General features: G+C 62.7%; 26 protein-coding genes. 7 read left to right on the plus strand and 19 right to left on the minus strand.

Annotation, left to right across the window (positions count from 1 at the left end):
• Positions 1 to 2: 2 nt before the first annotated feature.
• Positions 3 to 1,184, plus strand: coding sequence for an acyl-CoA dehydrogenase (locus tag AC1RJW_RS11670; protein WP_493045050.1), 1,182 nt, complete (start codon positions 3 to 5; stop codon positions 1,182 to 1,184).
• Complete coding sequence (locus AC1RJW_RS11675) at positions 1,184 to 2,443, plus strand: CaiB/BaiF CoA transferase family protein (RefSeq protein WP_493045051.1); 1,260 nt, start codon at positions 1,184 to 1,186, stop codon at positions 2,441 to 2,443. The genes AC1RJW_RS11670 and AC1RJW_RS11675 overlap by 1 nt, the downstream gene beginning before the upstream one ends.
• Positions 2,444 to 2,496: 53 nt before the next feature.
• Here AC1RJW_RS11675 and AC1RJW_RS11680 read toward each other — a convergent pair whose 3' ends face one another.
• From AC1RJW_RS11680 to AC1RJW_RS11690, 3 genes are read right to left on the minus strand one after another with little or no spacing between them, the layout of a single operon-like run.
• Positions 2,497 to 2,823, minus strand: coding sequence for a barstar family protein (locus AC1RJW_RS11680; protein ID WP_493045052.1), 327 nt, complete (start codon positions 2,821 to 2,823; stop codon positions 2,497 to 2,499).
• 8 nt (positions 2,824 to 2,831) lie between these two features.
• Positions 2,832 to 3,641 carry a 4-hydroxy-tetrahydrodipicolinate reductase gene (gene dapB / locus AC1RJW_RS11685; RefSeq protein ID WP_070281773.1) on the minus strand — a complete coding sequence of 270 codons (810 nt, stop codon included), beginning with the start codon at positions 3,639 to 3,641 and terminating at the stop codon, positions 2,832 to 2,834.
• Between the two features lie 19 nt (positions 3,642 to 3,660).
• Positions 3,661 to 4,302 (minus strand): outer membrane protein assembly factor BamE, encoded by a 642-nt coding sequence (locus tag AC1RJW_RS11690; RefSeq protein WP_493045163.1) that lies wholly within the window; start codon positions 4,300 to 4,302, stop codon positions 3,661 to 3,663.
• A 195-nt stretch (positions 4,303 to 4,497) separates the two neighbouring features.
• Between AC1RJW_RS11690 and fur the strand changes: the two genes are divergently transcribed.
• Complete coding sequence (gene fur, locus AC1RJW_RS11695; RefSeq protein ID WP_034745717.1) at positions 4,498 to 4,929, plus strand: ferric iron uptake transcriptional regulator; 432 nt, start codon at positions 4,498 to 4,500, stop codon at positions 4,927 to 4,929.
• A gap of 51 nt (positions 4,930 to 4,980) precedes the next feature.
• Here fur and hrcA read toward each other — a convergent pair whose 3' ends face one another.
• Both hrcA and AC1RJW_RS11705 read right to left on the minus strand, forming a co-directional pair.
• Positions 4,981 to 5,997, minus strand: a complete 1,017-nt coding sequence (gene hrcA, locus AC1RJW_RS11700; protein ID WP_493045053.1) for a heat-inducible transcriptional repressor HrcA — start codon at positions 5,995 to 5,997, stop codon at positions 4,981 to 4,983.
• A gap of 104 nt (positions 5,998 to 6,101) precedes the next feature.
• A complete protein-coding gene (locus tag AC1RJW_RS11705) occupies positions 6,102 to 6,827 on the minus strand; it encodes an HAD family hydrolase (RefSeq protein WP_493045054.1) in 726 nt (241 codons plus the stop codon).
• 244 nt (positions 6,828 to 7,071) lie between these two features.
• Here AC1RJW_RS11705 and AC1RJW_RS11710 point away from each other — a divergent pair, with 244 nt between their 5' ends.
• Together AC1RJW_RS11710 and AC1RJW_RS11715 are read left to right on the plus strand one after the other, a co-directional pair.
• Positions 7,072 to 7,671: a hypothetical protein gene (locus tag AC1RJW_RS11710; protein ID WP_493045055.1), complete on the plus strand. Its 600-nt coding sequence runs from the start codon at positions 7,072 to 7,074 to the stop codon at positions 7,669 to 7,671.
• A gap of 41 nt (positions 7,672 to 7,712) precedes the next feature.
• The gene (locus tag AC1RJW_RS11715) at positions 7,713 to 8,294 is read left to right on the plus strand and encodes a hypothetical protein (RefSeq protein ID WP_493045056.1); all 582 of its coding nucleotides are present in this window, start codon (positions 7,713 to 7,715) and stop codon (positions 8,292 to 8,294) included.
• Between the two features lie 187 nt (positions 8,295 to 8,481).
• Here the strand turns inward: AC1RJW_RS11715 and mmsB are convergent, their stop codons facing one another.
• From mmsB to AC1RJW_RS11740, 5 genes are all read right to left on the minus strand, one after another.
• Positions 8,482 to 9,384 carry a 3-hydroxyisobutyrate dehydrogenase gene (gene mmsB, locus AC1RJW_RS11720; RefSeq protein ID WP_493045057.1) on the minus strand — a complete coding sequence of 301 codons (903 nt, stop codon included), beginning with the start codon at positions 9,382 to 9,384 and terminating at the stop codon, positions 8,482 to 8,484.
• 122 nt (positions 9,385 to 9,506) lie between these two features.
• The gene (locus AC1RJW_RS11725; RefSeq protein ID WP_493045058.1) at positions 9,507 to 10,637 is read right to left on the minus strand and encodes an enoyl-CoA hydratase/isomerase family protein; all 1,131 of its coding nucleotides are present in this window, start codon (positions 10,635 to 10,637) and stop codon (positions 9,507 to 9,509) included.
• Complete coding sequence (locus AC1RJW_RS11730; RefSeq protein ID WP_326459813.1) at positions 10,630 to 11,415, minus strand: enoyl-CoA hydratase; 786 nt, start codon at positions 11,413 to 11,415, stop codon at positions 10,630 to 10,632. Before AC1RJW_RS11730 ends, AC1RJW_RS11725 begins: the two co-directional genes overlap by 8 nt.
• On the minus strand, positions 11,412 to 12,572 hold the full coding sequence (locus tag AC1RJW_RS11735; RefSeq protein ID WP_493045059.1) for an acyl-CoA dehydrogenase family protein: 1,161 nt from the start codon (positions 12,570 to 12,572) through the stop codon (positions 11,412 to 11,414). The genes AC1RJW_RS11730 and AC1RJW_RS11735 overlap by 4 nt, the downstream gene beginning before the upstream one ends.
• A 9-nt stretch (positions 12,573 to 12,581) precedes the next feature.
• Complete coding sequence (locus AC1RJW_RS11740) at positions 12,582 to 14,090, minus strand: CoA-acylating methylmalonate-semialdehyde dehydrogenase (protein ID WP_493045060.1); 1,509 nt, start codon at positions 14,088 to 14,090, stop codon at positions 12,582 to 12,584.
• A 157-nt stretch (positions 14,091 to 14,247) separates the two neighbouring features.
• On the opposite strand from AC1RJW_RS11740, the gene AC1RJW_RS11745 reads away from it, so the two are divergent.
• Positions 14,248 to 15,630: a short-chain fatty acyl-CoA regulator family protein gene (locus tag AC1RJW_RS11745; RefSeq protein ID WP_493045061.1), complete on the plus strand. Its 1,383-nt coding sequence runs from the start codon at positions 14,248 to 14,250 to the stop codon at positions 15,628 to 15,630.
• Between the two features lies 1 nt (position 15,631).
• Here the strand turns inward: AC1RJW_RS11745 and AC1RJW_RS11750 are convergent, their stop codons facing one another.
• From AC1RJW_RS11750 to AC1RJW_RS11780, 7 genes are read right to left on the minus strand one after another with little or no spacing between them, the layout of a single operon-like run.
• Complete coding sequence (locus AC1RJW_RS11750) at positions 15,632 to 16,687, minus strand: adenosine deaminase family protein (RefSeq protein ID WP_493045062.1); 1,056 nt, start codon at positions 16,685 to 16,687, stop codon at positions 15,632 to 15,634.
• A 25-nt stretch (positions 16,688 to 16,712) separates the two neighbouring features.
• Positions 16,713 to 17,657 carry a nucleoside hydrolase gene (locus tag AC1RJW_RS11755; protein WP_493045063.1) on the minus strand — a complete coding sequence of 315 codons (945 nt, stop codon included), beginning with the start codon at positions 17,655 to 17,657 and terminating at the stop codon, positions 16,713 to 16,715.
• A gap of 18 nt (positions 17,658 to 17,675) precedes the next feature.
• Positions 17,676 to 18,707 carry an ABC transporter ATP-binding protein gene (locus tag AC1RJW_RS11760; RefSeq protein WP_474293273.1) on the minus strand — a complete coding sequence of 344 codons (1,032 nt, stop codon included), beginning with the start codon at positions 18,705 to 18,707 and terminating at the stop codon, positions 17,676 to 17,678.
• A 13-nt stretch (positions 18,708 to 18,720) separates the two neighbouring features.
• Complete coding sequence (locus tag AC1RJW_RS11765; protein ID WP_034778814.1) at positions 18,721 to 19,500, minus strand: ABC transporter permease; 780 nt, start codon at positions 19,498 to 19,500, stop codon at positions 18,721 to 18,723.
• Positions 19,497 to 20,336 carry an ABC transporter permease gene (locus tag AC1RJW_RS11770; RefSeq protein WP_101483022.1) on the minus strand — a complete coding sequence of 280 codons (840 nt, stop codon included), beginning with the start codon at positions 20,334 to 20,336 and terminating at the stop codon, positions 19,497 to 19,499. Before AC1RJW_RS11770 ends, AC1RJW_RS11765 begins: the two co-directional genes overlap by 4 nt.
• A gap of 21 nt (positions 20,337 to 20,357) precedes the next feature.
• Entirely contained in the window at positions 20,358 to 21,380 is a 1,023-nt protein-coding gene (locus AC1RJW_RS11775) for an ABC transporter substrate-binding protein (protein ID WP_493045064.1), read from the minus strand.
• Positions 21,381 to 21,437: 57 nt separating this feature from the next.
• The gene (locus tag AC1RJW_RS11780) at positions 21,438 to 22,541 is read right to left on the minus strand and encodes a porin (RefSeq protein ID WP_493045065.1); all 1,104 of its coding nucleotides are present in this window, start codon (positions 22,539 to 22,541) and stop codon (positions 21,438 to 21,440) included.
• 238 nt (positions 22,542 to 22,779) lie between these two features.
• On the opposite strand from AC1RJW_RS11780, the gene AC1RJW_RS11785 reads away from it, so the two are divergent.
• Positions 22,780 to 23,697 (plus strand): LysR family transcriptional regulator, encoded by a 918-nt coding sequence (locus tag AC1RJW_RS11785; protein WP_070281784.1) that lies wholly within the window; start codon positions 22,780 to 22,782, stop codon positions 23,695 to 23,697.
• Positions 23,698 to 23,705: 8 nt separating this feature from the next.
• On the opposite strand, the gene rsmA is transcribed toward AC1RJW_RS11785, so the two are convergent.
• Positions 23,706 to 24,485, minus strand: a complete 780-nt coding sequence (rsmA, locus tag AC1RJW_RS11790; RefSeq protein WP_475414140.1) for a 16S rRNA (adenine(1518)-N(6)/adenine(1519)-N(6))-dimethyltransferase RsmA — start codon at positions 24,483 to 24,485, stop codon at positions 23,706 to 23,708.
• 51 nt (positions 24,486 to 24,536) lie between these two features.
• Positions 24,537 to 25,586, minus strand: a complete 1,050-nt coding sequence (gene pdxA / locus AC1RJW_RS11795) for a 4-hydroxythreonine-4-phosphate dehydrogenase PdxA (RefSeq protein WP_493045066.1) — start codon at positions 25,584 to 25,586, stop codon at positions 24,537 to 24,539.

Below are 25,586 nucleotides of genomic sequence, written 5' to 3' on the forward strand. Positions count from 1 at the left end.
TGATGAGCAAAACCGTATTCGACTGGAATTCCCCCCTGCTGCTGGAAGAACAACTGACGGGCGACGAACGTGCCGTGCTGGAAGCGGCGCGCGACTATTGCCAGGGCAGCCTGGTGCCGCGCGTGCTCGAATCGTTCCGCCATGGCCGCACCGACGCCGCCATCTTCCGCGAAATGGGAGAGCTGGGCTTGCTGGGCACGACGATACCCGAAGAATACGGCGGCGCCGGCCTGAACTATGTCTGCTACGGCCTGGCCGCGCGCGAAGTCGAGCGCGTCGATTCGGGCTACCGCTCGATGATGAGCGTGCAATCGTCGCTGGTGATGGTGCCGATCAATGCCTTCGGCAACGAAGAAACCAAACAGAAATACCTGCCGAAACTGGCGACAGGCGAATTCATCGGCTGCTTCGGCCTGACGGAACCGAACCACGGCTCCGACCCTGGCAGCATGGTCACGCGTGCGCGCAAGGTGCCGGGCGGCTACAGCCTGTCCGGCGCCAAGATGTGGATCACCAACAGCCCCATCGCCGACGTGTTCGTCGTCTGGGCCAAGGACGATGAAGGCGCGATCCGCGGTTTCGTGCTGGAAAAAGGCTGGAAAGGTCTGTCGGCGCCCGAGATCCACGGCAAGGTGGGCTTGCGTACCAGCATCACCGGTGAAATCGTCATGGATGAAGTGTTTTGCCCGGAAGAAAATGCCTTCCCCGACGTGCGCGGCCTGAAGGGTCCATTCACTTGCCTGAACAGCGCCCGCTACGGCATCGCCTGGGGCGCGCTGGGCGCGGCCGAAGACTGCTACCTGAAGGCACGCCAGTACACGATGGACCGCCAGCAATTCGGTCGCCCTCTTGCTGCGAATCAATTGGTGCAAAAGAAACTGGCGGATATGCTGACGGAAATCACCATGGGCTTGCAAGGCTGTTTGCGCCTGGGCCGCATGAAGGATGAGGGTTCACCGGCCGTGGAAATCACCTCCATCATGAAACGCAACAGCTGCGGCAAGGCGCTGGACATCGCCCGCATGGCGCGCGACATGATGGGCGGCAACGGCATTTCCGACGAGTTCGGCGTCATCCGCCACCTGGTTAACCTGGAAGTGGTCAACACCTATGAAGGCACGCACGATGTGCACGCGCTGATCATCGGCCGCGCCATCACCGGCATCGCCGCCTTCAGCAACTGATGGACGCCTTGGCTTCCACCTTCGCCTCCACCCTGCGGCCCGCGCCGCTGACCGGCTTGCGCGTGCTGGACCTGTCGCGCGTGCTGGCCGGCCCATGGGCCGGGCAAATGCTGGCCGACCTCGGTGCCGACGTCGTCAAGGTCGAGCAGCCGGGCCGCGGCGACGACACGCGCTCCTGGGGTCCGCCGTATCTGAAGGACGAGGACGGCCGCGATACGGCCGAGGCCGCCTATTTCCAGTGCGCCAACCGCAACAAGCGCTCCTTGTGCATCGACCTGGCCGCGCCTGAAGGGCAAGCCCTGGTGCGCCAGCTGGCCGCCGAATCGGACGTACTGCTGGAAAATTTCAAGCTCGATGGTTTGAAGCAATACGGCCTCGATGCGGCCAGCTTGCTCGAACTCAATCCGCGCCTCGTCTACTGCTCCATCACGGGCTTCGGCCAGGATGGGCCGTATGCGGCGCGCGCCGGCTATGACTTCTTGATCCAGGGCATGGGCGGCTTGATGAGCATCACGGGCGTGCCCGATGGCCAGCCGGGCGCCGGGCCGCAAAAAGTGGGCGTGGCGCAGACGGACATCATGACGGGCCTGTACGCCACCATCGCCGTGCAGGCGGCGCTGGCCGAACGCGAGCGCTCGGGCCTGGGCCAGCACATCGACCTGGCCTTGCTGGACGTGCAAGTGGCCGCGCTGGGCAACCAGGCGGCGAACTACTTGTGCGGCGGCAAAGTGCCCCAACGCATGGGCAATGCGCATCCGAACATTGTTCCGTATCAAGACTTTCCCACGGCCGATGGCGACATGATTCTGGCCATCGGCAACGACGGACAGTTTTCGCGCTTCTGCGCCGTCGCCGGCCACCCGGAATGGGCGCAGGACGAACGCTTCGCCACGAATCCGCAGCGCGTGGCGCACCGGGCGGTGTTGATACCGTTGATGCGCCAGACCACGGTCATGCGCACGACGGCCGAGTGGATCAGCGCGTTCGAGGCGCAAGCCGTGCCGTGCGGCCCCGTCAACCGCATCGACCAGGTCTTTGCCGACCCGCAAGTGGTGGCGCGTGGCTTGAAAGTGGAGATGCCGCATCCGACGGCGGGCACGGTGGCGCTGGTGGCCAATCCCGTGCGCCTGTCCGGCTCGCCGGTGCAATACCGCTTGCCGCCGCCGTTGCTGGGGCAGCACACTAACGAGGTGCTGCAGCAGTGGCTGGGCCTCGATGGCAGCCAGATCGACGGTTTGCGCGAACGCAAGGTCGTCTAAACAAAAACGCCGGCCAGTTGCAAAACTGTCCGGCGTTCTTTATTTCTTCAGGATTACTTCAGCGTCAATTTCAACGCCGGTTTTTCACCGTAATCGTCATAGCGCTCATTGATGCCGGCGATGCAAAACGTAATTTCTTCCAGTAAATCAGGCACTTGCGCCTTCATCGCGTCAGCGTCCTGCAGCACGATTTCCAGCACTTCGTTCGGCTTCAAACGGAACTGCGTCATGTTTTCATCGTCGCGCAGGTAGCTGAGGCAATCGACCCAGGCATCCATGCTGTTGCCATAGAACTCGGGGAAACCGAAGGCTTGCACGCATTGCGCGTGAAAACTCGCTGCGTCGGTGATGTCTTTTCCATTCAGGATGGCAGTGGCCATGGTCTTCCTCAGTTCTTCAGCGACAGCACATCCTGCATGTCGAACAGGCCGGTCGGCTTGTCGGCCAGGAAACGCGCGGCGCGCAGGGCGCCGTGGGCGTAGGTGACGCGGCTGCTCGACTTGTGGCTGATCTCGATGCGCTCGCCGATACCGGCAAACAGTACCGTATGGTCGCCGACGATATCGCCGCCGCGGATGGTGGCAAAGCCGATGGTCGACGGGTCGCGTTCACCCGTCACGCCTTCGCGGCCGTACACGGCGCATTCCTTCAGGTCGCGGCCCAGGGCGCCGGCCACCACTTCACCCATTTGCAGGGCCGTGCCCGACGGCGCATCGACCTTGAAGCGGTGATGCGCTTCGATAATCTCGATGTCGTAGCCTTCGGACAGGCTTTTCGCGGCCAGTTCCAGCAATTTCATGGTGACATTCACGCCCACGCTCATGTTCGGCGCGAACATGATGGCCGTCTTTTCGGCGGCGGCGGCAATGGCTGCCTTGCCCGCGTCATCGAAGCCGGTGGTGCCGATAATCATCTTGATGCCGTGCTCGGCGCAATACGCCAGGTGCTGCAAGGTGCCTTCGGGGCGCGTGAAGTCGATCAGGTAATCGGCGCCGGCCAGGCCGGTGGCCAAATCGGATGCGATCAGCACGCCGGCAGGCTTGCCGAGGAAGGCGGCGGCGTCCTGGCCAACGGACGGCGAACCAGCGCGGTCGAGCGCGCCGGCCAGTACGGCGTCGGGCGCGTTGCTGACCGCTTCGATCAGGATATGGCCCATACGGCCGCTGGCGCCAGCGATGGCGATTTTCAGTTCAGTCATTTTATTCTCTTACAGCAACTTATTTGGTGGGTTCGGCGGCAGGCGTCGGTGCTGGCTCGGCGACAGGCGCCGTTGCTGGTGCAGGCGCGACTTCAGGCTTGCTCACAGGAATGGCAGGGGCGGCATCGGCCGGCACCGGCACGGCGCTTGGCGCCACGGGCGATGGCACGACGGCGGCAGGCACATCCGCCTTGGCGACCTTGGCGAATGGCGACGGACCGGCGATACGGTCGATATATTCTTTCTCCGTCGGCAAGTTGCCGCCTTCGAAACGTTCAACCTTGCCATCCTTGCCGAAGTACACGACCACGCGGCTGCTGGTGGTTTCGCCACTGCCCCGGGCCAGACGGAATGGATAATCCCAGCGGTCGGCATGGAAGATATCGGTCAGCAGCGAGGTGCCGAGGACGAAACGCACCTGGTCGCGCGTCATGCCTACTTTCAACTGGGCCAGCATCTCTTCGGAGACAAAGTTACCTTGTTGAATGTCAGGACGGTACGGCGAGAAAAACCACATGAATTTTTGCAGCGGCGTAATGGTGGTCGTTTGTGCGCCCTGTTCGGGGACCAGTTCCTTGCCTTCTTTTTGAGCAGCTGCCGGCTTTTCGCCAAGGATGCCACGGCTGGCGCAGCCGGACATGGCCAGCGCGACACAGACCATGCCTGCCACGACTGGTGCTCGAAATGAAATACGGTGCCAGAGAGATGGCAATACAGCCGGTGTTACGCGCATAAATGACCTCAATTTGATGAACAAAACGCCAGGAGTGGCCGGCCTGCCAAAAAATGCATATTTTGGCACTCCCCGCTAAAACGCTATATGATAAAGCACCTGACCCACATACGAGCAACAAACATGAGTAACAATCCTAGTGATCTCAAGGCAAGCGGCCTGAAAGCCACCTTGCCACGGCTGAAGATACTCGATATCTTCCAGAGTAGCCCGGTACGCCACCTGACCGCGGAAGACGTCTACAAGATTCTGCTGGCCGACAATATGGATGTCGGTTTGGCAACTGTCTACCGCGTCCTCACGCAATTCGAACAGGCAGGCTTGCTCAACCGCAACCATTTTGAAACCGGCAAGGCGATTTTCGAGCTCAACGAAGGCTCCCACCACGACCACCTGGTGTGCCTCGACTGTGGCCGGGTCGAAGAATTCTTCGACGAAGAAATCGAAATCCGCCAGCAAAAAGTGGCCGAAGAGCGCGGCTTCAAGATTGCCGAACACGCCCTGGCCATCTACGGCAACTGCACCAAGACAGCTTGCCCGCACAAAACAGCCTGACCCTCGCCGGCCGTTCCCGCAAGGGGCCGGCCGGCGCAGCATTGAGCAGCATCAATGATGGCTGAGCGCGCTCGACAGTAATTTAGCCGTGATATCGACGATCGGAATGACGCGCTCGTACGCCATGCGCGTCGGTCCGATCACTCCCAACGTCCCCACGATCTTGCCGTTGACTTCATACGGCGCCGTCACCACGCTCATTTCATCCATCGGCACCAGGTTCGATTCGCCGCCGATGAAAATCTGCACGCCCGTCGCCTTGCTCGACACGTCGAGCAACTGCATCAAGCCCGTCTTTTGCTCGAACATGTCGAACATCTGGCGCAGCGAATGCATATTCGATGACAGATCGCTCACGCTGAGCAAGTTGCGCTCGCCGGAAATGACCATGTCGTCGCTATGATCGGCCATCGCCTCGCTGCCCGCTTCCACGGCCACCTGCATCAAACTGCCCATATCGTCGCGCAACTGGCGCAATTCGCCCTGCAGGCGCACGCGCACGGCGTCGAACGACAGGCCGCCATAATTCTGGTTGATGTAATTGGCCGATTGCACCAGTTGCGCCGGCGTATAGTCCGCTTCCGTCAGCAATAAACGGTTCTGCACGTCGCCGCCCGGGGCGACGATGACGAGCAGGATGCGTTTTTCCGACAGGCGCAGGAATTCGATCTGCTGGAACACGGATTCGCGGCGCGGGCTGAGCACGACGCCGGCGAACTGCGACAGCGACGACAGCATCTGCGCCGCGTTGGCGATGGTCTTTTGCGGCTGCGGCGTCTGCAGGCGCATGCGCGACTCCACCAGGTGCTCGTCCAGGTGCCGGACGGTCAGCAGGGTATCGACAAAGATGCGGTAGCCGCGCGGCGTGGGGATGCGTCCGGCCGAGGTGTGCGGACTGGAGACATAGCCGAGCTCTTCCAGATCGGCCATGATGTTGCGGATCGTGGCCGGCGACAGGTCGAGGCCGGAAATTTTCGACAAGGCGCGCGAACCGACCGGCAGGCCGTCGGCGATATATCGCTCGACCAGGGCTTTCAGCAGTGTTTGGGCACGTGTATCGAGTTGCATGGTGTTTTAGGTAAGCAAATATTCTTTATTAAGCAAGCGGCAACGAAAGCGGCCGAACGTGCATCAACAGCGCCTATTATGCACGTTCGCCCGGCCAGCGGCGATCAATCTTCCAGTTGCCCCTGCAGCCACAGCAGCAATTCATCAAAGTTGGCGCAGATGGCGTCGGGCCGCACGCCGGCGGCCAGGTGGGCGTCGCTGCCCTTGCGGTTCATCCACACGGCACGCATGCCCGCTCCCTGCGCTCCCGTCACGTCGAAATACAGATCGTCGCCCACATACACGGCCTCATGGGGCGCCACGCCCAGCGCGGCGCAGGCGGCCAGGAAGATGCTGGCGTCGGGCTTGGCCACGCCGAAATCGCTGGCGGCAATCGAAACCTTGAAATGCTGCGCCAGGCCGATAATTTCAAGGTCCGCGTTGCCATTCGAGATGGAGCCGAGCAGCATGCGCTGGCCCATCCAGGCCAGGCCCGGCAAGACATCATCATACGGCTGGACGCGATGGCGCGCGGCCAGGAACTGCGCGATGGCGCCGTCGACCAGGGCGGCATCCTCGCCGGCGGCCTCGAAGGCGGCCAGCAGGCCCGCGCGGCGCAATTCGATCAGATTGCCATGGAAATGCGGTTGTTCGTTCAGCATGGCCAGGCGGTGCTGGCGCAGCAACTCGATGGAAAACTGCTGCGCCACCTTGGGCGCATGCGTGGCCAGCCAGTCGTGCAGCAGGGCTTCGGCGGCGGCAATCACGGGCGCGATGGGCCACAAGGTATCGTCGAGATCGAACAGGATGGCCTTGGGCGGCACGGCAGGTTTTACAGGAGCAAGGGACATGGGACTCACGGTGGATGCCGCGCCACAGTGCGCAGCCTGCATCTATTGTCGCATTGATCGCCACAGCCAGCATGGCTGCGCCCCCATGAAATGGGGCCGGGCCAGCGCTTCCCGGCGAAAAATTGTTACAGGGTGATACAAGGCAAGATCATCCGGCTTGCCAGATAGACTAAAATAGGCGCCATTCCAATGCGGCGCCAGCGTCCGCGTTGCGCTACCCAACCTAATTCGTTTTGGAGAATGTATGAAAAATTTGTACCTGCGCTCGATGCTGGCGGCGGCTTGCGCCGTCACATTGGCGGCCTGCGGCGGCAGCGGCGGCAATCTGTATCTGAGCGGCCAAGTCTCCAATCTGGCAAAAGATGGCCTGATTCTGCTGAATAATGGCGAAAGCCTGCCTGTCGCCTCAGGCCAGACCTCCTTTGTTTTCACCAAGCTGGTCAGCACCGATGACCGCTACGATATCACCATCGCGCAACAGCCAAAGGGCGCCGTCTGCACTATCACCAATGGCGCCGGCAAGGCATCGAGCTACACCGTGACCACGGCCTTCGTGAGCTGCGTGACCAACTCCTACCCGCTGAGCGGCACCATCACGGGCCTGACCGCCGACGGTTTGACCCTGGCCATCGGCAATACCACCACCAGCCCGCTGAAAGGCAGCACCAGCTATACGTTCCCGAATGTCAATGACGGCATCGCCTACAATATTTCCATAGCGACATATCCAACTGGCCAGACGTGCAGTTTCGTTGGCTCTGCCAGCGCCAACGGCCGCGATGTCGTCGGCACCATGGGTTCAGCCGCCACGACCGGCGCCACACTGAACTGCACGGCGCTGTAAGCCACGCGATTCGTCACCACTATATTGGATTGGAGAAATACATGAAGTTATCCTGCCTGCGCCCTCTCGCCGCGCTGCTGTTGACCCTGGGACTGGCTGCTTGCGGCGGCAAGGCCTCGTATGATGTCAGCGGCACCATCACCAACTTGAACACCAACGGCCTGGTCCTGGCCAACGGCGGCGTCAATCTCCCGATTACAGCGGGCCAGACCTCGTTTACCTTTGCCAAGCGCATCGACTATGGCACCGACTACAACATCACCGTGCAGACCCAGCCAGCCCACATGAATTGCACCGTGAGTGGCGGGACCGGTTCGGCCGGTCACTACCTGAGCATCCAGGCAGCGGTCATGTGCACGCAAAATACCTACACGGTAGGCGGCACGGTGACTGGCCTGACCGCCGACGGCCTGGTCCTGATCAACGGCAATGCGCAAACCTCGGTGGCCAAGGACAGCACGACCTTCACCCTGGCGTCGCGTGTACCCGATGGCGACACGTATGGCATCAGCATCTTTACCCAGCCGACCGGCTTGAAATGCAGCGTGGCGCCGAACACCGGCGTCGGCACCATGGGCGAAGCGAACGTGACCACCGTGCAAATCGCCTGCAATCCGGCCTGATGCGGTGACGCTGGCAGCCGCAACGCGGCTGCCAGGAAGAGATATCATGAAAATCTATAGTTGATATTCTAAAGATAAATTGGAGTTATATGTGGCGATGCAGCATAATGCATCTGTCTCCTCCAACTCTTCCAAGAATTGGATTTAGCCCGCTTTCACCAGCGGGCTTTTTTTTGTCCAGAATTCCTCAGGCGGCTTGATTCAAACCCGGCTGCAACATCTGCACGATGCTGGAGAAATCCTGCTGCGCATAACCGGCTTGCGCATGCATCTGGTACATCTGCCGCACCAGCCCGCCCAAAGGCGTGGGCGCGTTTGCCGACAGGGCCGATTGCTGCGCTAGGCCCAGGTCCTTCAGCATCAGCGCCGTGCCGAAGCCGCCCGTGTAATTGCGCGACGCGGGCGTGCCATCCATGACGCCGGGCCACGGGTTATACACTTCCAGGGTCCAGTTGCGGCCCGAACTCTTGGCCATGATGTCGGACAAGACCTTCGGGTCCAGGCCATGCGCTACGCCCAGGTTCAGCGCCTCGGCCGTCCCCGCCATCAAGATACCCAGCAGCATATTGTTGCAAATCTTCGCTACCTGGCCCGCGCCCGCCTCGCCCGCATGGAAAATGTTCTTGCCCATCTTTTCAAGCAAGGGCCGCGCCTGCTGCAAGGCCACTTCGCTGCCGCCGACGATGAAGGTCAGGGTGCCGGCCGCCGCGCCCGCCGTGCCGCCCGAGACGGGTGCATCGATCATGGCAAAGCCGCGCTCGCTGGCCGCCTGCGCCACCTGGCGCGCCACGTCGGCGGCGATGGTGCTGCAATCGATGAACAGGGCGCCGGGCTTGGCCGAGTCGAGCACGCCGCCGGCCGCCAGGTACAGTTCCTGCACGTGCTTGTTGGCCGGCAACATGGTGATGACGGCGTCGGCCGTCTGCACGGCCGCGCTGGCGGATGCGGCCGCCGTGGCGCCCGCCTCGACCAGCGATGCCACTGCCGCCGGCGCCAGGTCGAACACGGACACGTGGAAGCCGGCGGCGACCAGGTTGCGGGCCATCGGCGCACCCATGTTGCCCAAGCCGATGAAAGCGATATGTTGCATGGTAAATATCTCCTGTAGCGCCTAAAAAAGCCCATGGCGTTGTTGCCTTGCCTCGTCGTACTAGTCGTACTGCCTTCGGCAAGGCGCCTAGCCCTGAGCATTTTTATGCACTACTTAAATGTTTAAATGGGTAGGTCGGCAAGTGGATGCGTGCTCCACGGCGCCTTAAAATACTCGCCCAGATACGCTGCGCCGACGTCGGCCAGGCTGGCCGGTTGCCACTGCGGCGCGTTGTCCTTGTCGATCAGCAAGGCGCGCACGCCTTCGCTGAAGTCTGCATGGGCGCAGCATTGCACGGCGACAATGAGTTCCAGCTGGAACACTTGCGCCAGACTCATGTGGCGCGTGCGTTCGCGCATGGCCCACACCAGGGCGGCCGAGCTGGGCGCACCCTTGTCCAGCGAGTGGGCCGCCTTTTGCAGCCAGGCCGAGTCGCCGTCGTAGGCGGCAATGGCGGCCACCACTTCGGGCAGGGTGGGGGCTTGCGTGAGCGCGGCGATGGCGTCGAAATTGACGCGCACTTCGGAAACGGGCAACAGCGCGGCTGGCGCCGAAAAGCCGCGCAGCAAGCGGCTCAGCTGCTGGTGATTCGCCTGCGGATCAGCTTGCCATTGCGCCAGCGCCAGCGCATCGAGCACCATGTTCCGCTCTTCCTGGGGCAGGAAATAGTCGCCCAGGCCCGCGAACAGCGCGTCGGCCGCGTTCAGCGGCGCGCCCGTCAAGCCGAGGAACAGGCCGCTGCGCCCCGGCATGCGGCCCAGGAACCAGCTGCCGCCCACGTCGGGGAACAGGCCGATGGTGATTTCCGGCATGGCGATGCGCGTGCTTTCCGTCACCACGCGGTGGCTGGCGCCCGCCATCAGGCCCAGGCCGCCCCCCATGACGATGCCGCCGCCCCATACCAGCAGCGGTTTCGCATACGTATGGATGCGGTGGTCGAGCCGGTATTCCTCGGCAAAGAAGGCCAGCGCCTGCGGGTTGGGCACGACACCCGGTTGCTCGGCCACGGCCGAACGCAGGCTGCGCACGTCGCCGCCCGCGCAAAAAGCCTTGTCGGTCGACGATTGCAGCACCACGCAGGCGATGGCGCTGTCAGCGGCCCAGCGCACGAGGGCGCCGTCGATGGCACGGATCATCGCCAGGGTCAGCGCGTGCAGGGATTTGGGCGCATCGAGGGTGATGACGCCAAGCTTCATGCCGCCGGGACAGTCGCGCTCCTCGATTTTCACGGTTTCAAGCAAAGTCTCAACCATTCTTCCACTCCGCCGGACGTTTTTCCAGGAACGCTTGCACGCCCTCTTTCTGGTCTTGCGTATCGAACAAGCCGAGGAACAGGGTGCGCTCGTCAGGCAGGGAATCGACCAGCGGATGGCTGCGCGCGCCCTGGATCAGGGTCTTGCACGCCGTCACGCTGCTGGGGCTCTGGCGCGCCACCTTGGCGGCCAGAGCCAGCGCCGTGGCGGCAGCCTTGCCGGTTGGCACGACTTCCTCGACCAGGCCGATGGCCAGGGCCTTGTCCGCATCGACTCTCTCGCCACATAAAATCATGCGCTTGGCCCAGCCCTCGCCCACCAGCCAAGGTAAATGCTGCGTGCCGCCCGCGCACGGCAGCAAGCCGACGGACGCTTCCGGCAAGGCCATCTGTGCGTGTTCCTCGGCGATGCGGATATCGCAGGCGAGCGCGCATTCGAGCCCGCCGCCCATGGCATAGCCATTGATGGCGGCGATGCTGACGCCACGAAACGCGGACAATGCCTCGAACGCCTCGCCAAACGCGGCGGCCATGGCGAACGCCGTGTCTTTATTGCCGTCAGCAAACACTTTCAGATCGGCGCCGGCCGAGAAGAACTTGGCGCCGCCGCCCGTGATCACGAGCGCGTACACGTCGGCGTCCGCGTTCAGGTCGGCCACCAGTTCCTTCAGGGCGTGCAGGCTGGCCAGGGTCCAGGTATGAGCGGGCGGGTTGTCGAGGGTCACCAGGGCCGTGTGGCCACGGCGTTCCAGCAGCAGATTGGTATACACTTTAGTCATCGTAAGGTCTCCGTGGCGCCGTCTTTCAGAATCGCTCGCGCGACGATCAGGCGCATGATTTCATTTGTCCCTTCCAGGATCTGGTGCACCCGCGTGTCGCGCACGTGGCGCTCGAGCGGATACTCGCGGATGTAGCCGTAGCCGCCATGCAATTGCAGCGCATCGTTGGCGACATTGAAACCCACATCCGTGGCGAAACGCTTTGCCATGGCGCAATATGCCGTCGCATCCGGGCTTTCCTGATCGAGTTTCCAGGCCGCCAGGCGCACCATCTGGCGCGCCGCCACCAGTTCCGTCAGCATGTCGGCCAGCTTGAATTGCAGCGCCTGGAACTGGGCCAGCTCGCGGCCGAACTGCGTGCGCTCCTTCATGTACGTTTGCGCGCGCGTCAGGGCCGCCTGCGCCGTGCCCACCGAGCACACGGCGATATTGATGCGCCCGCCATCAATGCCCTTCATGGCGATGGCAAAGCCTTCGCCTTCCGCGCCCAGCAAGTTACTGACAGGCACTTTCACCTGGTCGAAGCTGATGATGCGCGTGGGCTGGCTGTTCCAGCCCATCTTTTCTTCTTTCTTGCCATACACGATGCCGGGCAAATTCGCCGGCACGGCAAAGGCGGAAATACCGGCCGCGCCCTCGCCGCCCGTGCGCGCCATGACGATCAGCATATCCGTCTGGCCCGCACCCGAGATAAACGCTTTCGTGCCGTCGAGCACATAAAAGTCGCCATCCTTGACGGCCTTGGTGCGCAAGGATGCCGCGTCGGAACCCGATTGCGGTTCCGTCAGGCAATAGCTGGCCAGCTTCTGGCCGGCGGCCAGGGCCGGCACCCATTCGTCGCACAGGGCTTCCTGCCCCCAGCGCGACAGCATCCAGGTGGCCATGTTGTGGATCGTGATGTAGGCCGTGGTCGAGGTGCAGCCGCCCGCCAGCTCCTCGAAGACGATAGCCGCGTCCTGGCGGGAGAGGCCCAGACCGCCCCAGCGCTGCGGCGTGTACAGGCCGCAAAAACCCATTTCGCCCGCCTTGGCGATGGTTTCCACTGGGAAAATCGATTCCGCATCCCAATGGGCCGCGTGCGGCGCCAGTTCGCCTTCGGCAAACGCGCGCGCCGCCTGCTGGAACTCGCGCTGTTCGTCGCTCAATTCAAAGTCCATGCCAGCTCCTTACTTGAGGCTGATGGTGGTATTGACCTTGCCCACCGAGGCCGCGTCCGTGAACCAGCGCTGGGTGATCGTTTGCGTCTGCGTGTAGAACAGCACGACCTGCTTGCCGAACGGGCCCAGGTCGCCCAGCTTGGAGCCGCGCGAGCCCGTAAAGCTGAACAGGGGAACGGGCACGGGAATCGGTACGTTGATGCCGACCTGGCCCACGTCGATTTCTTCCTGGAAATAGCGCGCGGCCGCGCCGCTTTGCGTGAACAGGGCCGTACCGTTGCCGTTCGGATTCGCATTCACCAGGGCAATCGCTTCGTCCAGGGTGTCGACTTCGACGACGATCAGGACGGGGCCAAAGATTTCCTGGTCATACACGACCATGCCGGGTTTGACGCCGGACAAGATCGTCGGGCCGACGAAGTTGCCGTTCGGATAGCCATCAACCTTCACATCGCGGCCATCCAGAGTCAGCACGGCGCCCTGTTCGATGCCCTTGGCGACCAGGCTGAAGACGCGCTCTTTTGCCGCGCAGGAAATCACGGGGCCCAGGTCCGGGTTGTCCTTGCCCGCGCCCACCGTCAGGGTTTGCGCCTTGGCGGACAGTTCCGGCAGCCATTCGCGCGCTTCGCCCACCAGCACGGCAACAGAAGCGGCCATGCAGCGCTGGCCTGCCGCGCCGAAGCCGGCGCCCAGCAGCTGATTCAGGGTCTGTTCTTTATTTGCGTCAGGCAAGACGACGGCGTGGTTCTTGGCGCCCATCATGCATTGCGCGCGCTTGCCGTTCAGGCTGGCGCGCTGGTACACATGCGTGCCCACCTTGCTCGAGCCGACGAAGGAAATCGCCTTGATGTCCGGATGGTCGCACAGGGCGTTGACGACGTCTTCGCCGCCGTGGATGACGTTCAGCACGCCGGCCGGGATGCCCGCCTGCAAGGCCAGGCGCACGAGTTTTTCCGTCACGAGGGGGTCTTGCTCCGATGGTTTCAAGACAAACGTATTGCCGCAGGCAATCGCCATCGGGAACATCCACAGCGGGATCATGGCGGGGAAGTTGAACGGGGTAATGCCGGCGCACACGCCCAGCGGCTGCATCACGCTGTAGGTATCGACGCCGCCGGCCACGTTTTGCGCGTATTCGCCCATTTGCAGGGTGCCGATATTGGCAGCGTGCTCGACCACTTCCAGGCCGCGGAACACATCGCCTTCCGCGTCGAGCAGGGTCTTGCCCTGTTCCATCGTCAGGGTGGCGGCCAGGTCGGCCATGTTTTCGCGGATCAGCTGCTGCAACTTCAAGAAAATGCGCGCGCGGGCGCCGATCGGCGTCTTGCGCCAGGTTTTGAAGGCGCGCTGGGCCGAGGCGATGGCCGCGTTGACTTCATCAGGTGTGGCGAACGGTACCTTGGCCAGGACTTCCTGCGTGGCGGGGTTGACGACGTCGCGCCAGACGGTGGTGCGGGATTCAACCCACTCGCCGTTGATCAACAGTGGAACGGTCGGAATTGCGGTTTGCGTGGTCACTCGGTGTCTCCTCGTTGGGGTATAGGTCTGTTTGCATTATTCGCACAATCCAGCCTGCAAACAAGGCGTGAAAATGCGAGATAATGCAAAGACGAATCTGTTAATCTGCAAAGATTGTAAATTTGCAGATTCCACAAACCGGGGAAGAGGAAACGCGATGGCAAAGGTTTTCATGGGCGTGCGCCTGCAGCGGCTGCGCGAGGAACGGCGCATGACGCAGGTGGCGCTGGCCAAGGCCCTGGGCATCTCGCCCAGCTACCTGAACCAGATGGAGCGCAACCAGCGCCCGCTGACGGTGCCGATTTTGTTGCGCATCGGCAGTGTTCTCGGAGTCGATCCGCAGATCTTTTCCGAACACGACAGCGCCAGCCTGGTGGCCGACGTGCGCGACGTGTTCGGCGAATTGCCCGACGCGCCGCCCACCTCGATGGCGGAATTGAAAATGCTGGTGGAAAACATGCCGGAACTGGCGCGCTCGATATTGCTCTTGCAGCGGCGCTACCGCGTGATGGCGGAACGGGCCGATACGCTTGCCGCGCGCCTCGACGACGGCAGCCGCGGCGCCAGCTCGGCAGCACCGTCCACGGACGAGGAGGTGCGCGAATACCTGAACCGGCGGCAAAACTACATCGATGAGCTGGACCGGGCGGCCGAGCTGGTGGCGGGCGAACTCGATCCGGCCCTGCGCACGCTCGACGCCCTGCAAAGCCGGCTGCTGGAGCGCCACGGCATCCAGGTGCGCTTGTCCGATGGCGACGCGGGCATGGTGCGCAAGCACCGCTTTGATGCGCAACAATATATCCTGTTTTTGCCCGACACCCTGACGGGCGGCCAGCGCGCCTTCCAGATGGCGGCGCAAATCAGCCTGCTCGAGCACAGCGACCTGATCGACGCCCTGGTGCTGGCGGCGGGACTCTCGGGCGCGGCCGCGCAGACGGGCGCGCGCCTGGCATTCTCCAATTATTTCGCGGGTGCCCTCTTGATGCCGTACCAGCGTTTTTTACAGGCGGCGGAAACGCGCGCCTACGATATCGAGCGCCTGGCGCACCAGTTCGGCGTGGGTTTTGAGGCCGTATGCCACCGTTTGAGCACCATGCAGCGCCCCGAGGCGGCGGGGCTGCCGTTTTTCTTCGTGCGCGTCGACCGCGCGGGCAATGTCTCGAAGCGCCAGTCGGCCACGGACTTTCACTTTTCACGGGTGGGCGGCACCTGCCCCCTGTGGATCGTCTACGACGCCTTCAGCCATCCGGGCCAGGTGCTCACGCAAGTGGCCAGCATGCCCGACGGCTGCACCTATCTGTGGATCGCGCGCCAGGTCAGCACGGCGTCGCCCGGCTTCCGCGCGCCGGGCAAGACTTTCGCCGTGGCGCTGGGCTGCGACATCTCGCAGGCGCACCGGCTGATCTATTCGAAGGGACTCGATTTGCACGATCCCAGCAGCGCCACGCCGATCGGCACGGGCTGCAAGGTGTGCGAGCGCCAAAGCTGCCCGCAGCGGGCGTTTCCGTCGCTGCTGGCACCACCACCTGCGTCGGCCTGATTTACTCGACGACTCTTGCCCGCAGCGCGTCGAATTCGCGCGCAAATTCCGCGCGCCAGTCGCGCCGCGTGGATTCGTCGATCCAGGCCGCATCGAGGCCATTCAACATGAAGCCGCGCATGTCGTCGAGGCCGAAGCCGAATTCGCGCATCATCATCCAGGCGCCCGTCGGCGTCACGTGGTGCAGGGTCGGATCGTCCGTGTTCGGATGCAGTTTCAGGCCCAGCTTGGCCATGGCGCGGATCGGGTGATCGAGCGCCCAGCGTTCGGGCGCCAGGGTGCGCAGATAATACGAATTGGTGGGCACGACCGTAAACACCAGGCCCCGCTCCACGCAGCGCTGCGCCAATTGAGGATTATCAACAATCGTGTAGCCATGGTCGACCCGGTCCACCTGCAATTCGTCTATCGCCGTCTCCACGTTCATCCACGGCATGCCGAATTCGCCCGCATGCGCCGTGCATTTGAAGCCGGCTTCGCGCGCCGCGCGGTAGGCTTCGATGAAGAGTTCGGGCGGGCGGTCGTTTTCGCGGTAGTCGATGCCAATGCCAATGACTTCCGGCGCGCGGTAGGCCTTCATCCACTCCACCATCTGCACGGCTTCGGCGGGAGCCGCTTCACGGTCGATGCTGGGGATCAAACGGCCGATCACGCCGAAGTCGCGCTGCGCGTCGCGGATGGCGGCCACGATGGCGTCTTGCGCCGCGTCATAGCGGATGCCCGACACGCGCACGGTGCCGGTCGGATTCCAGAAGAACTCCGCATAGCGCACGCCGTGGCCATGCACGTCTTCCAGGTATTCGTAGGCGAGGCAATACAAATCGGTCGCCGAGACGATCAGGTGCGCGTCGAGTGCGCGCAGCACGCGCAGCACGCCGACGGGCTTGTCGCCGCGCGTATAGAACGCGTCGATTTCCTCAGGGGTGACGACATTGCCCGTCTTGGCGGCCAGCGCGCGGAAAGTCGCCTGGCGCACCGTGCCGAACAGGTGGCAATGCAGCTCCACTTTCGGCATGGCGCGTAAAAACTGTTCGATGCTCAGGGGGGAATTAGACATGAAGCTCGTTTCGAAGTGAAGTGGGTCAGACGAGAATGGCGGCCAGGCGGCGCATCAGGCGCTCGATGGCGGCGGGGCCATCGGCCAGCATCGCCACCTGCGTGTTGATGGCGGCGCGGCGCGGCACGCGGAATTCGCACACCGTCATGCCGCGCGTCAGTTCGCCCGTCAATTCGATGGCCACGTGGGCGCTCTGGAACTGGAACAGCTGCGGCGCTTCCAGGTACAGGGCCACCACCGGGTCGTACATGGGCATGGGCACGGAACCGTCGCTGCTCCGGATGCGCACATACGCTTCCAGGTAGCCGGCCAGACGCAGGGCGCGCGGCGTGCCGATGGCGCGCAGGCGTTCCACTTCCGCATTCGTCACCAGGAGCTGGCGGCACAGGTTCAAGCCGAACATGCGCAGCGGGATGCCGGATTTGAACACCTGGGCGGCCGCTTCCGGGTCCGCGTAGATATTGAATTCGGCCGCCGCCGTATGGTTGCCCTGGTCGGTCGAGCCGCCCATCAGGATGATCTCGACGATTTTCTCGGCGATATCGGGCGCGCGCGTCAAGGCCGTGGCCAGGTTCGTCATCGGCGCGATCGCCATGATGGTGATCTGGCCAGGATGTGCGCGCACGGCGGCGATCAGCGCGTCGACGGCGTGGCCGGCAGCATCCACGGCGGCACCGGGCGGCAGGATGTCGCCCGTGGTCGGCATGCCGCTGTCGCCGAGGATGCGCTGCGCCGTCTCGATCACGCCGGCCAGCGGTTCTTCGCAGCCGCGGTAGATCGGTACCGTCAAGCCGTCATGGGCCTTGATGCGCAAGGCGTTGTCGTAGGTGATGTCGACGGGCGCATTGCCCGCCACCACGCTCACGCCCAGCCACTCGATGTCCGGATTGCTGCCCAGCAACAACATCGTCAGCCAGTCGTCGAAACCAGGATCGGTATCGAGCCAGATCTTTTTCAAGGGTTGGGTCATGATGGTTTCCAGTCGAGGTTAGGCTGCCAGGCACAGGGCGCTGTCGGACGGCAGCACGAACGAGACGGCCGTGCCTTCGCGCCAGGCGGCGCCGCCGGCCGCGCAAATGCCCTTGACCTGGCCCAGCGGGGTTTGCAGCAGGTATTCGACGGTGTCGCCCAGGAAGCCGCGCGCCAGCACGGTGCCCGGGTAGTGAGCCGCCGCGTCATCGGGCGCGCAGACGCGCACCTTGTCCGGACGCCAGCCCAGCACCGTGGTGCCGGCAGCGACGGGGGACGTGTACGGCAGGCTGGCGCCCGCGTGGTGCAGCGCGCCGTCGCGGTAGTCGAACAGGTTCTCGAAGCCCATGAAGTTGGCCACAAAACGCGTCGACGGTGTATTGAAGACGGCTTCCGGCGCGGCCAGCTGCTCGATGCGCCCGCCGTTCATGACGACGATGCGGTCGGACAGGGCCAGCGCTTCTTCCTGGTCATGCGTCACGTACAGCATGGTGATGCCCAGTTCGCGCTGGATGCGGCGCAGTTCGGCGCGCATCTGCACGCGCAGCTTGGCGTCCAGGTTCGACAGCGGCTCATCGAGCAGCAGCAGGGCCGGCTCGACGACGATGGCGCGCGCCAGCGCCACGCGCTGCTGCTGGCCGCCGGACATCTGCGCCGGTAAGCGCGTTTCAAAGCCCGTCAGGCCGACGGCGGCGATCACGGCTTCCACCTTGGTTTTCAGCAAAGCTGGCGCAACCTTGCGCAGGCGCAAGCCGAAAGCGATGTTGTCGTATACATTCAGGTGAGGGAACAGCGCATACGACTGGAAGACCATGCCGATATTGCGTTTATTCGGCGCCAGCTTGCCGATTTCGCGGCCGTCGAGCACGATGCGACCCGACTGCAGCGGCATCAGGCCGGCGATGGCGCGCATGGTGGTGGTCTTGCCGCAGCCGCTGGGGCCCAGCAGGGAAATCAGTTCGCCCTGCTCGACGTGCAAGTCCAGGTCTTTCACGGACGTCGTGTTCTTGGCGTAGCCGAGGTTCAGCTTGTGCAGTTCCAGATAACTCATCGTGTGTTGCCTCTTACATGTATTTAGAAATGCCCAGCACCTTCTCGGTCACCATCACGAAGGCCATGGTGAACAAGACCAGCAAGGTCGACAGGGCAGCGATCGACGGATCGAAACTGTTTTCCATATGCCCTAGCATCTCGATGGGCAAGGTGCTGATGCCGGGGCCCGTCAGGAACAGCGAGACGGGCACCTGGTTGAACGAAGTGACGAAGGCGAGGAAGAAGGCGGCGATCACGGCGTTGCGGATGTTCGGCAGCACGATCATGAAGAAGGCGCGCAGGCGCGAGGCGCCCAGGGTAATGGCGGCATCCTCGATATCCACGCGCAGGTTCACCAGGCTGGCGTACACGACGCGCACCGAGTACGGAATCAAGAGCGCGATGTGGCCGATCAGCAGGCCCACATACACGGGCGCATTGATCGTCAGCACCAGGTGGTGCAGCAAGCCCAAACCGACCAGGATGGCGGGAATGATCAGCGGCGACGTCAGGATTTGCCGGATGGCGCCGATGCCGGGCGGCGGCATGCGCGAAAACGCATACGCGACGGGGATGCCCAGCAACAGCGCGATGACGGTGGCGATCAGGCCGATTTCCAGGCTGGTCTGGAAGGCGCGGCGGAACTCGGGCGCCGACCACACTTCGATAATCCAGCGCAGCGAGTAGGACTCGGGCGGGAAGGCCAAGGTTTCGCCACCGCTAAAACCGGCCAGAACGACGATGGCGAAAGGCCCCAGCAGGAACAGGAACACCAGCCACAGGACGGCACGTGAGAATAAGCTTTCTTTCATACGGAGCTCCGGCTCGAGGAAATACGTTTAAGGCCGGCATTCACCAGCAGGGTCATGCAGACGAGGATGACGGCGATCACATTCGCGGCGCCGAAATCGCTCTCCACGCTGACCTTCTGGTACAGCAGCGTTTCCAGCATCAGCACCTTGGTGCCGCCCAGGAGGGCCGGCGTCACGTAGGCCGTCACGCAGCCCGTAAACACCAGGGTGCCGCCGACCACCAGGCCTTCCTGCGTCAGCGGCAGGGTAACCTTGCAGAATACTTGCCATGGATTCGCGCCCAAAGTCGCCGCGGCCGGTTCCACGTCGCGCGGCAGGTTTTCCAGCGCGCCCGCCAGCGACATCAGCATCAGCGGCAGCAGCAGTTGCAGCAGGCCGACAAACACGGCGAACTCGCTGAACAGCAGGCGCAGCGGCTCGTCCGTGAAACCCATGTTGACCAGCGCCGCGTTGAGGGCGCCGTTACGGCCCAGCAGCACGATCCAGGCGTAGGTACGCGCAATCGGCGAGACCATCAGCGGCAGGATCATCATGCCCACCACCAGCCCGCGCCACTTCGGCGACACGCGCGCCACGGCCTGCGCGGCCGGATAGCCGAGGAGGATGGAAGCGAGCGTCACCAGCGCGGCGATGCGCAGGGTGCGCCAGAAGATGGTGCGATTGAACTCTTGCGAGAAGAATTCGATGAAGCGGTCGACGCCCCACTGCATGCCGTCGCCGACGCGGAAGGCGTCGACCAGCAAGGCCAGCACGGGCAGCAGGAAGCAGACGACGATAAAGATCAGCGCCGGCAGGACCAGCAGCAGTCCCAGGCGCTTTTTTGGATCAGCAAACATGGTGTTTTCTCCTCGTCACCACTATTTGCTCATGGCCTTGTTCCACTGCGTCATCCAGTTGCTGCGCTGTTTGATGATGGTTTCCGGCTTGACGAATTTCAGCGAATTGATCTGGTCAGGGCCATAGGTGTTGAATTGCGCGGCGGCCACGGACAGGCGCACGTCCTTGTTGACGGGCGAGTCGACCAGGTTGGTCGCCAGCTGCGTCTGCACTTCCTTGGACAGCCAGAAATCCATCAGCTGGTAGGCCAGGTCCGCATTCTTCGAACCGGCAACGATGCCCATCACGTTCATGCCGGCCGCCTGGCCTTCGGCCGGGATGCTCCATTTCAGGGGCAGGCCCGTCTTGAGCATTTGCGACCAGGTAAAGCGCGCCACGGGCGCGGCCCAGATTTCATCCTGCGCAAACAGGGCAGCCAGCTGCGCGCTGTTTTTCGAGAACGTGACGACGTTGCCCTTCATGCCGACGATCTTGGCAAAGCCCGTGGCGTAGTCATCCGTCTTGCCGCCCCAGGCCGCATCGGCCATGCGCAGCATCAACGGGCCCTGCGTGGTGCTCACGTCGGGGAAGGCCACGCGGCCCTTCAGTTCGGGGCGCCACAGGTCTTTCCAGGACGTCAGCGGGGCAATCTTGTCGCTGCGGTACACCAGGCCCACCGAGTACAGCGTGTAGCCGACGGCGAAGTTGCCGCCGATGGGGTTTTTCGCCACGTCATACAGGGCTTTGTAATTGCTCAGCTTGGAATAATCCATGGGCTGGATGACGCCCTTTTGCGCCGCTTCCAGCATGCCGGAATCGGACAGCAGCACCAGGTCGATCACCGGGTTCTTGGCATGCACCACCAGCTTGGCGATGCGGTCCGCATTATTTCCCGTTTCCACCTTGATATCGCAACCGCATTTGGCCTTGAACGGCTCGTACACATACTTCATGAACAAGGGCTGGGCAATCGGATAGGCCGAAATGACCAGCTCGCGTTTTTCCGCGTGGGCGGCGTTGGCCAGCAAGCCTAGGCTCAACGCCAACATGAGGTGCTTTTTCAAGATGCTTCCTTTCAGGGGGCGGCGCTGCGGGACAGCGCCTGTAAAGATGAATCAGACTCAGAAATAATGTCGCATGCCGACGATCAGGACGCTTTGCGTCTTGCCCGCAGAGGCACCGAAACCGAACACGCGGGCGAACGTCGCATCGCCAGCCGCTTTCTGGTAGCTCCAAGTGACGGCAACGTCGGTGCGCTTGGACAGGAAGTAATCGGCCTGGAAGTTGACCTGATGCCATTTCGGCGTCTTGTTGATCACGTCATATTTTCCGGTGGTATAGAAATACGACGCGCCCAGGTTCAGCGCTTCCGTCAGCTTGTGGTTCACGTTCAGATCCACGTTTTGCAAGGTCAGATTGCTTTGATCCAGGTAGTGGTAGCGCACGTTGGTGTACAGCGCGCCAAACTTGGTCCTGCCCACATTATAAAAGCCTCCCGTGCCGGCGATGGCCTGGCTGTCCACGCCGGCGCCCTTGACGGCGCTCTTGTTGAAGATCAACAGGGAACTGCCATAGTCATTGCCGATGGCGCCATTCGGCGCGTCCGGGCTGTTCGGGTGATCCATCTTGGTGTAGGCGACGGCCCAGCTGAAGGCATCGACCTTGTAGCCGGCGCCCATGCTGTAGACGCGGTTGCGGTTGGAGTCTGCCGGATTTTCGCTGAAGCCATACAGGCCCGTGAACGACAGGTTGCTGATGTTCGGGCTGACATACTTGACGGCATTTTGCACGCGCAGGTTGTTGTAGCCATTGTCGTTGTCGCCGATGTGCACGCCGTTACTGGCGATGACCACCGGGCCCAGCAGGTCCTTGACGGCTTCGTACTGGCGGCCCAGGGTCAGGGTGCCCTTGTCGTTGCTGGACAGGCCCACATACGACTGGCGGCCGAACAGGCGGCCGCTTTGCGACGCCGTGCCCGTCATCACATTAAAACCGTTTTCCAGCACGAAGACGGCCTTGGTGCCGTCGCCCAGGTCTTCCTGGCCGCGAAAACCGATGCGGGGATTCTGGTTCGTGCCGCTCAGCGCATGCGTGCGGCTGCCGCTACCCTCATCCGAGACATAGCCGATACCGGCCGACAGCAAGCCATACACTTGCACGCTGCTTTGCGCCTGCGCCGCGCCCTGCGCCGCCAGCAAGCCACCCACTACCATCGTTCCCGTCATCCATTTGTTCATCGCCGCCACCCTAAAAAGAATAAACCCTGAGTTTTTTTGGAATTATTTTATTGATACATCCCTTGCATGGCGCGCCGCCGCATGTGCCGGTGCCGCATTCCAGGCTCTTCTCCTGAATATTGTTGCTTTCAAGACAAGTAAAGACCAGTCCAGAATATGGTAAATTGCGGGATAAGAAAATTTGTTTATTTTTATAAATCCATTACTTTTTCTAATAAGCAAAGCCATGCATGAACTGAGCAAGAAAATTTCCTTACGACATTTGCAAGCGTTTTCCACCCTAGCCCGGGTAAACAGCTTCAGCAAGGCTGCACAGGAATTGTGCGTGACCCAGCCGGCCCTCAGCGCGTCGATCAAGCTGCTGGAAAATCAACTGGGGAAAAAGTTGTTTAACCGCACAACCCACCAGCTGGAACTGACGCGCGAAGGCAAGCTGGCGCTCGATTACGCCACGCATTTATTGAATACGGCGAGCAATACCTTTGCCGATATCCAGCGCGCCATCGGCAGCGGCCGCCATCGCATCCGCATCGGCGCCATCCCTTCGGCCATGGCGATGACGGCCGTGGTGGTGGCGCGCTACTGCGAACAGCATGGCGATGAAGTGGAAATCGTCCTGTCGGACATGCCCAACGACGGCTTGCTGCATGCGCTGCATTCGGGCCAGCTGGACTTTTGCGTGGGCATCGAGGTGCCCGGTTCCGTCTCGCTGGAAAGCGTGGGCCTGTTCGAAGACGAGCTGGTGCTGGTGACGGCGGGACGCCATGCGCTGGCGCCGCTCAAGGAAGTGCGCTGGGAACAGCTGGCGGGCCAGGAAATCGTCGTGTTTACCAAGGGCAGCATCTGGGAGTTCGCCTCGAGCGCGCTGCGCCAGCATGGCTTGAGCCCGTCGAGCCTGTACCAGATGATCCACAGCGAGTCGCTGTACGGCGTGGTGCGCGCCGGCATCGCCGTGGGCATCATGCCCAGCCTGTACACGACTTTCCTCAATGACGAGGACCTGCACGTGGCGCCCCTGCGCCAGCCCACCTGCAAGCGCAAGATCGCCTTGATGCGGCGCAATGAAATCAGCCGCAACCACCATGTGGACGACTGTTTTTCAGCGTTGCGCCAGGATTTGCAGCAGGTCGATCAGTGGTTTTAAGTTAAAACTCAAGCAGGTGCTTTCAGCAGATTCGCCAGGGCAACATACTGCTCCAGCCCCACGGTTTCCGGACGCAGGGTCGGGTCGATGCCGGCCGCCTTGATCTGCTCTTCCGTAAACATACCGGCCAGGCAGTTGCGGATCACCTTGCGGCGCTGCGAGAAGGCCTTCATGACTACCGCTTCCAGCGTGGCCTGGTCGCAGGCCAGGCGCTCGGCCACGGGAATCATGCGCACGATGGCCGATTCCACTTTCGGCGGCGGATCGAAGGCCGTCGGCGGCACGATGAACAGCAAGGACATGTCATAGCGCCATTGCAGCATCACGGACAGGCGGCCATACGCCTTGCTGCCCGGCTCGGCCACCATGCGTTCGACGACTTCCTTTTGCAGCATGAAATGCTGGTCCTGCACCAGCGGCGCGAAGTCCGCCAGGTGGAACAGCAGCGGGCTGGAAATGTTGTACGGCAAATTGCCCACGATGCGCAGCTTCTGGCCGGCCGGCACGGGGATTTGCGCGAAATCAAACTTCAGCGCGTCGCCCGAGTGGATCGTCAGCTTGGCCGGATTGAAGGTCTTTTCCAGGCGCACGATCAGGTCGCGGTCCAGTTCCACCACATGCATCTGCTTCAGATGGCGCAGCAGTTGCTCCGTCATGGCGCCCAGGCCGGGGCCGATCTCGACCATGGCATCGTCCGGCTGCGGCGCGATGGCGGCCGTGATGTCGTCGAGGACGAAGCGGTCATGCAGGAAGTTCTGGCCAAAGCGTTTGCGGGCAACGTGTTTCATATTCTGTTTTTCTATTCTAGAGGCGGTGTAGCGGGGTAAAACCGGTGGGTATCAGGCGCGGCTGCTGGCGCGCAGCATGTCGAGCGCCGTTTGCAGCGCTTGCTCCATGCTGTGGCAATCAGCCAGGCCCAGTCCTTGCGCGGCCAGGTCCAGCGCCGTGCCGTGGTCGACCGAGGTGCGGATCAGCGGCAAGCCCAGGGTGATATTGATGCCGCGCCCGAAGGTCGCGTATTTCAGCACGGGCAAGCCCTGGTCGTGATACATGGCCAGCACGCAGTCGGCATCGGCCAGGTACTTGTGCTGGAACAAGGTGTCGGCCGGGTACGGGCCGCGCGCATCGATGCCGCGCGCTTGCGCCGCTGCGATGGCCGGGGCGATGACATCGATTTCCTCGCGTCCCAGATAGCCACCCTCGCCCGCGTGCGGGTTCAAACCGGTGACCAGGATGCGCGGCGCGGCGATGCCGAATTTCTGTTGCAAATCAAGCTGAATGATATCCAGTGTGACGGCCAGGCTGTCCATCGTGATGGCAGCGGACACGTCCTTCAAGGGCAGGTGCGTGGTGGCCAGCGCCACGCGCAGGGTCGGCTCGCCGTGGCCCGGTTCGCCGGCCAGCATCATCACCACTTGCGGCGTGCCGGTCTTTTCTGCCAGGTATTCCGTATGGCCGGAAAACGCCACGCCCGCGTCGTTGATCGTGCTCTTCTGCAAGGGCGCCGTGACCATGGCGCCAAACCAGCCGGCCTGGACACCTTCCACGGCCGCGTCCAGGGTGGCCAGCACGGAGCGGCCATTTTCCTTGTCCAGCACGCCAGGAATGACATTGTTTACAGTAGGAATATCGATCACGGCCAGGCGGCCGGGACCGAACTGGGGCAAGCCGCTGTTGCGCACGGCTTGCAGCGACAGCGCCGCCAGGCGGATCTCCGGATCGATCAGGCTGGCCGTCAGCGCCAGGAAGGCGGCGTCGCCCAGCAGGATGCAGTTGACTTCATTGCGCATGGCCCAGGCCGCGCGTATGGAGATTTCCGGGCCGACACCGGCCGGTTCACCACAGGTAATGGCGATGGCCGGGCGGCGTGCAAGGGGAAAGTTACTCAT

It is taken from the genome of Janthinobacterium sp. GW822-FHT07A03 (assembly GCF_058798815.1).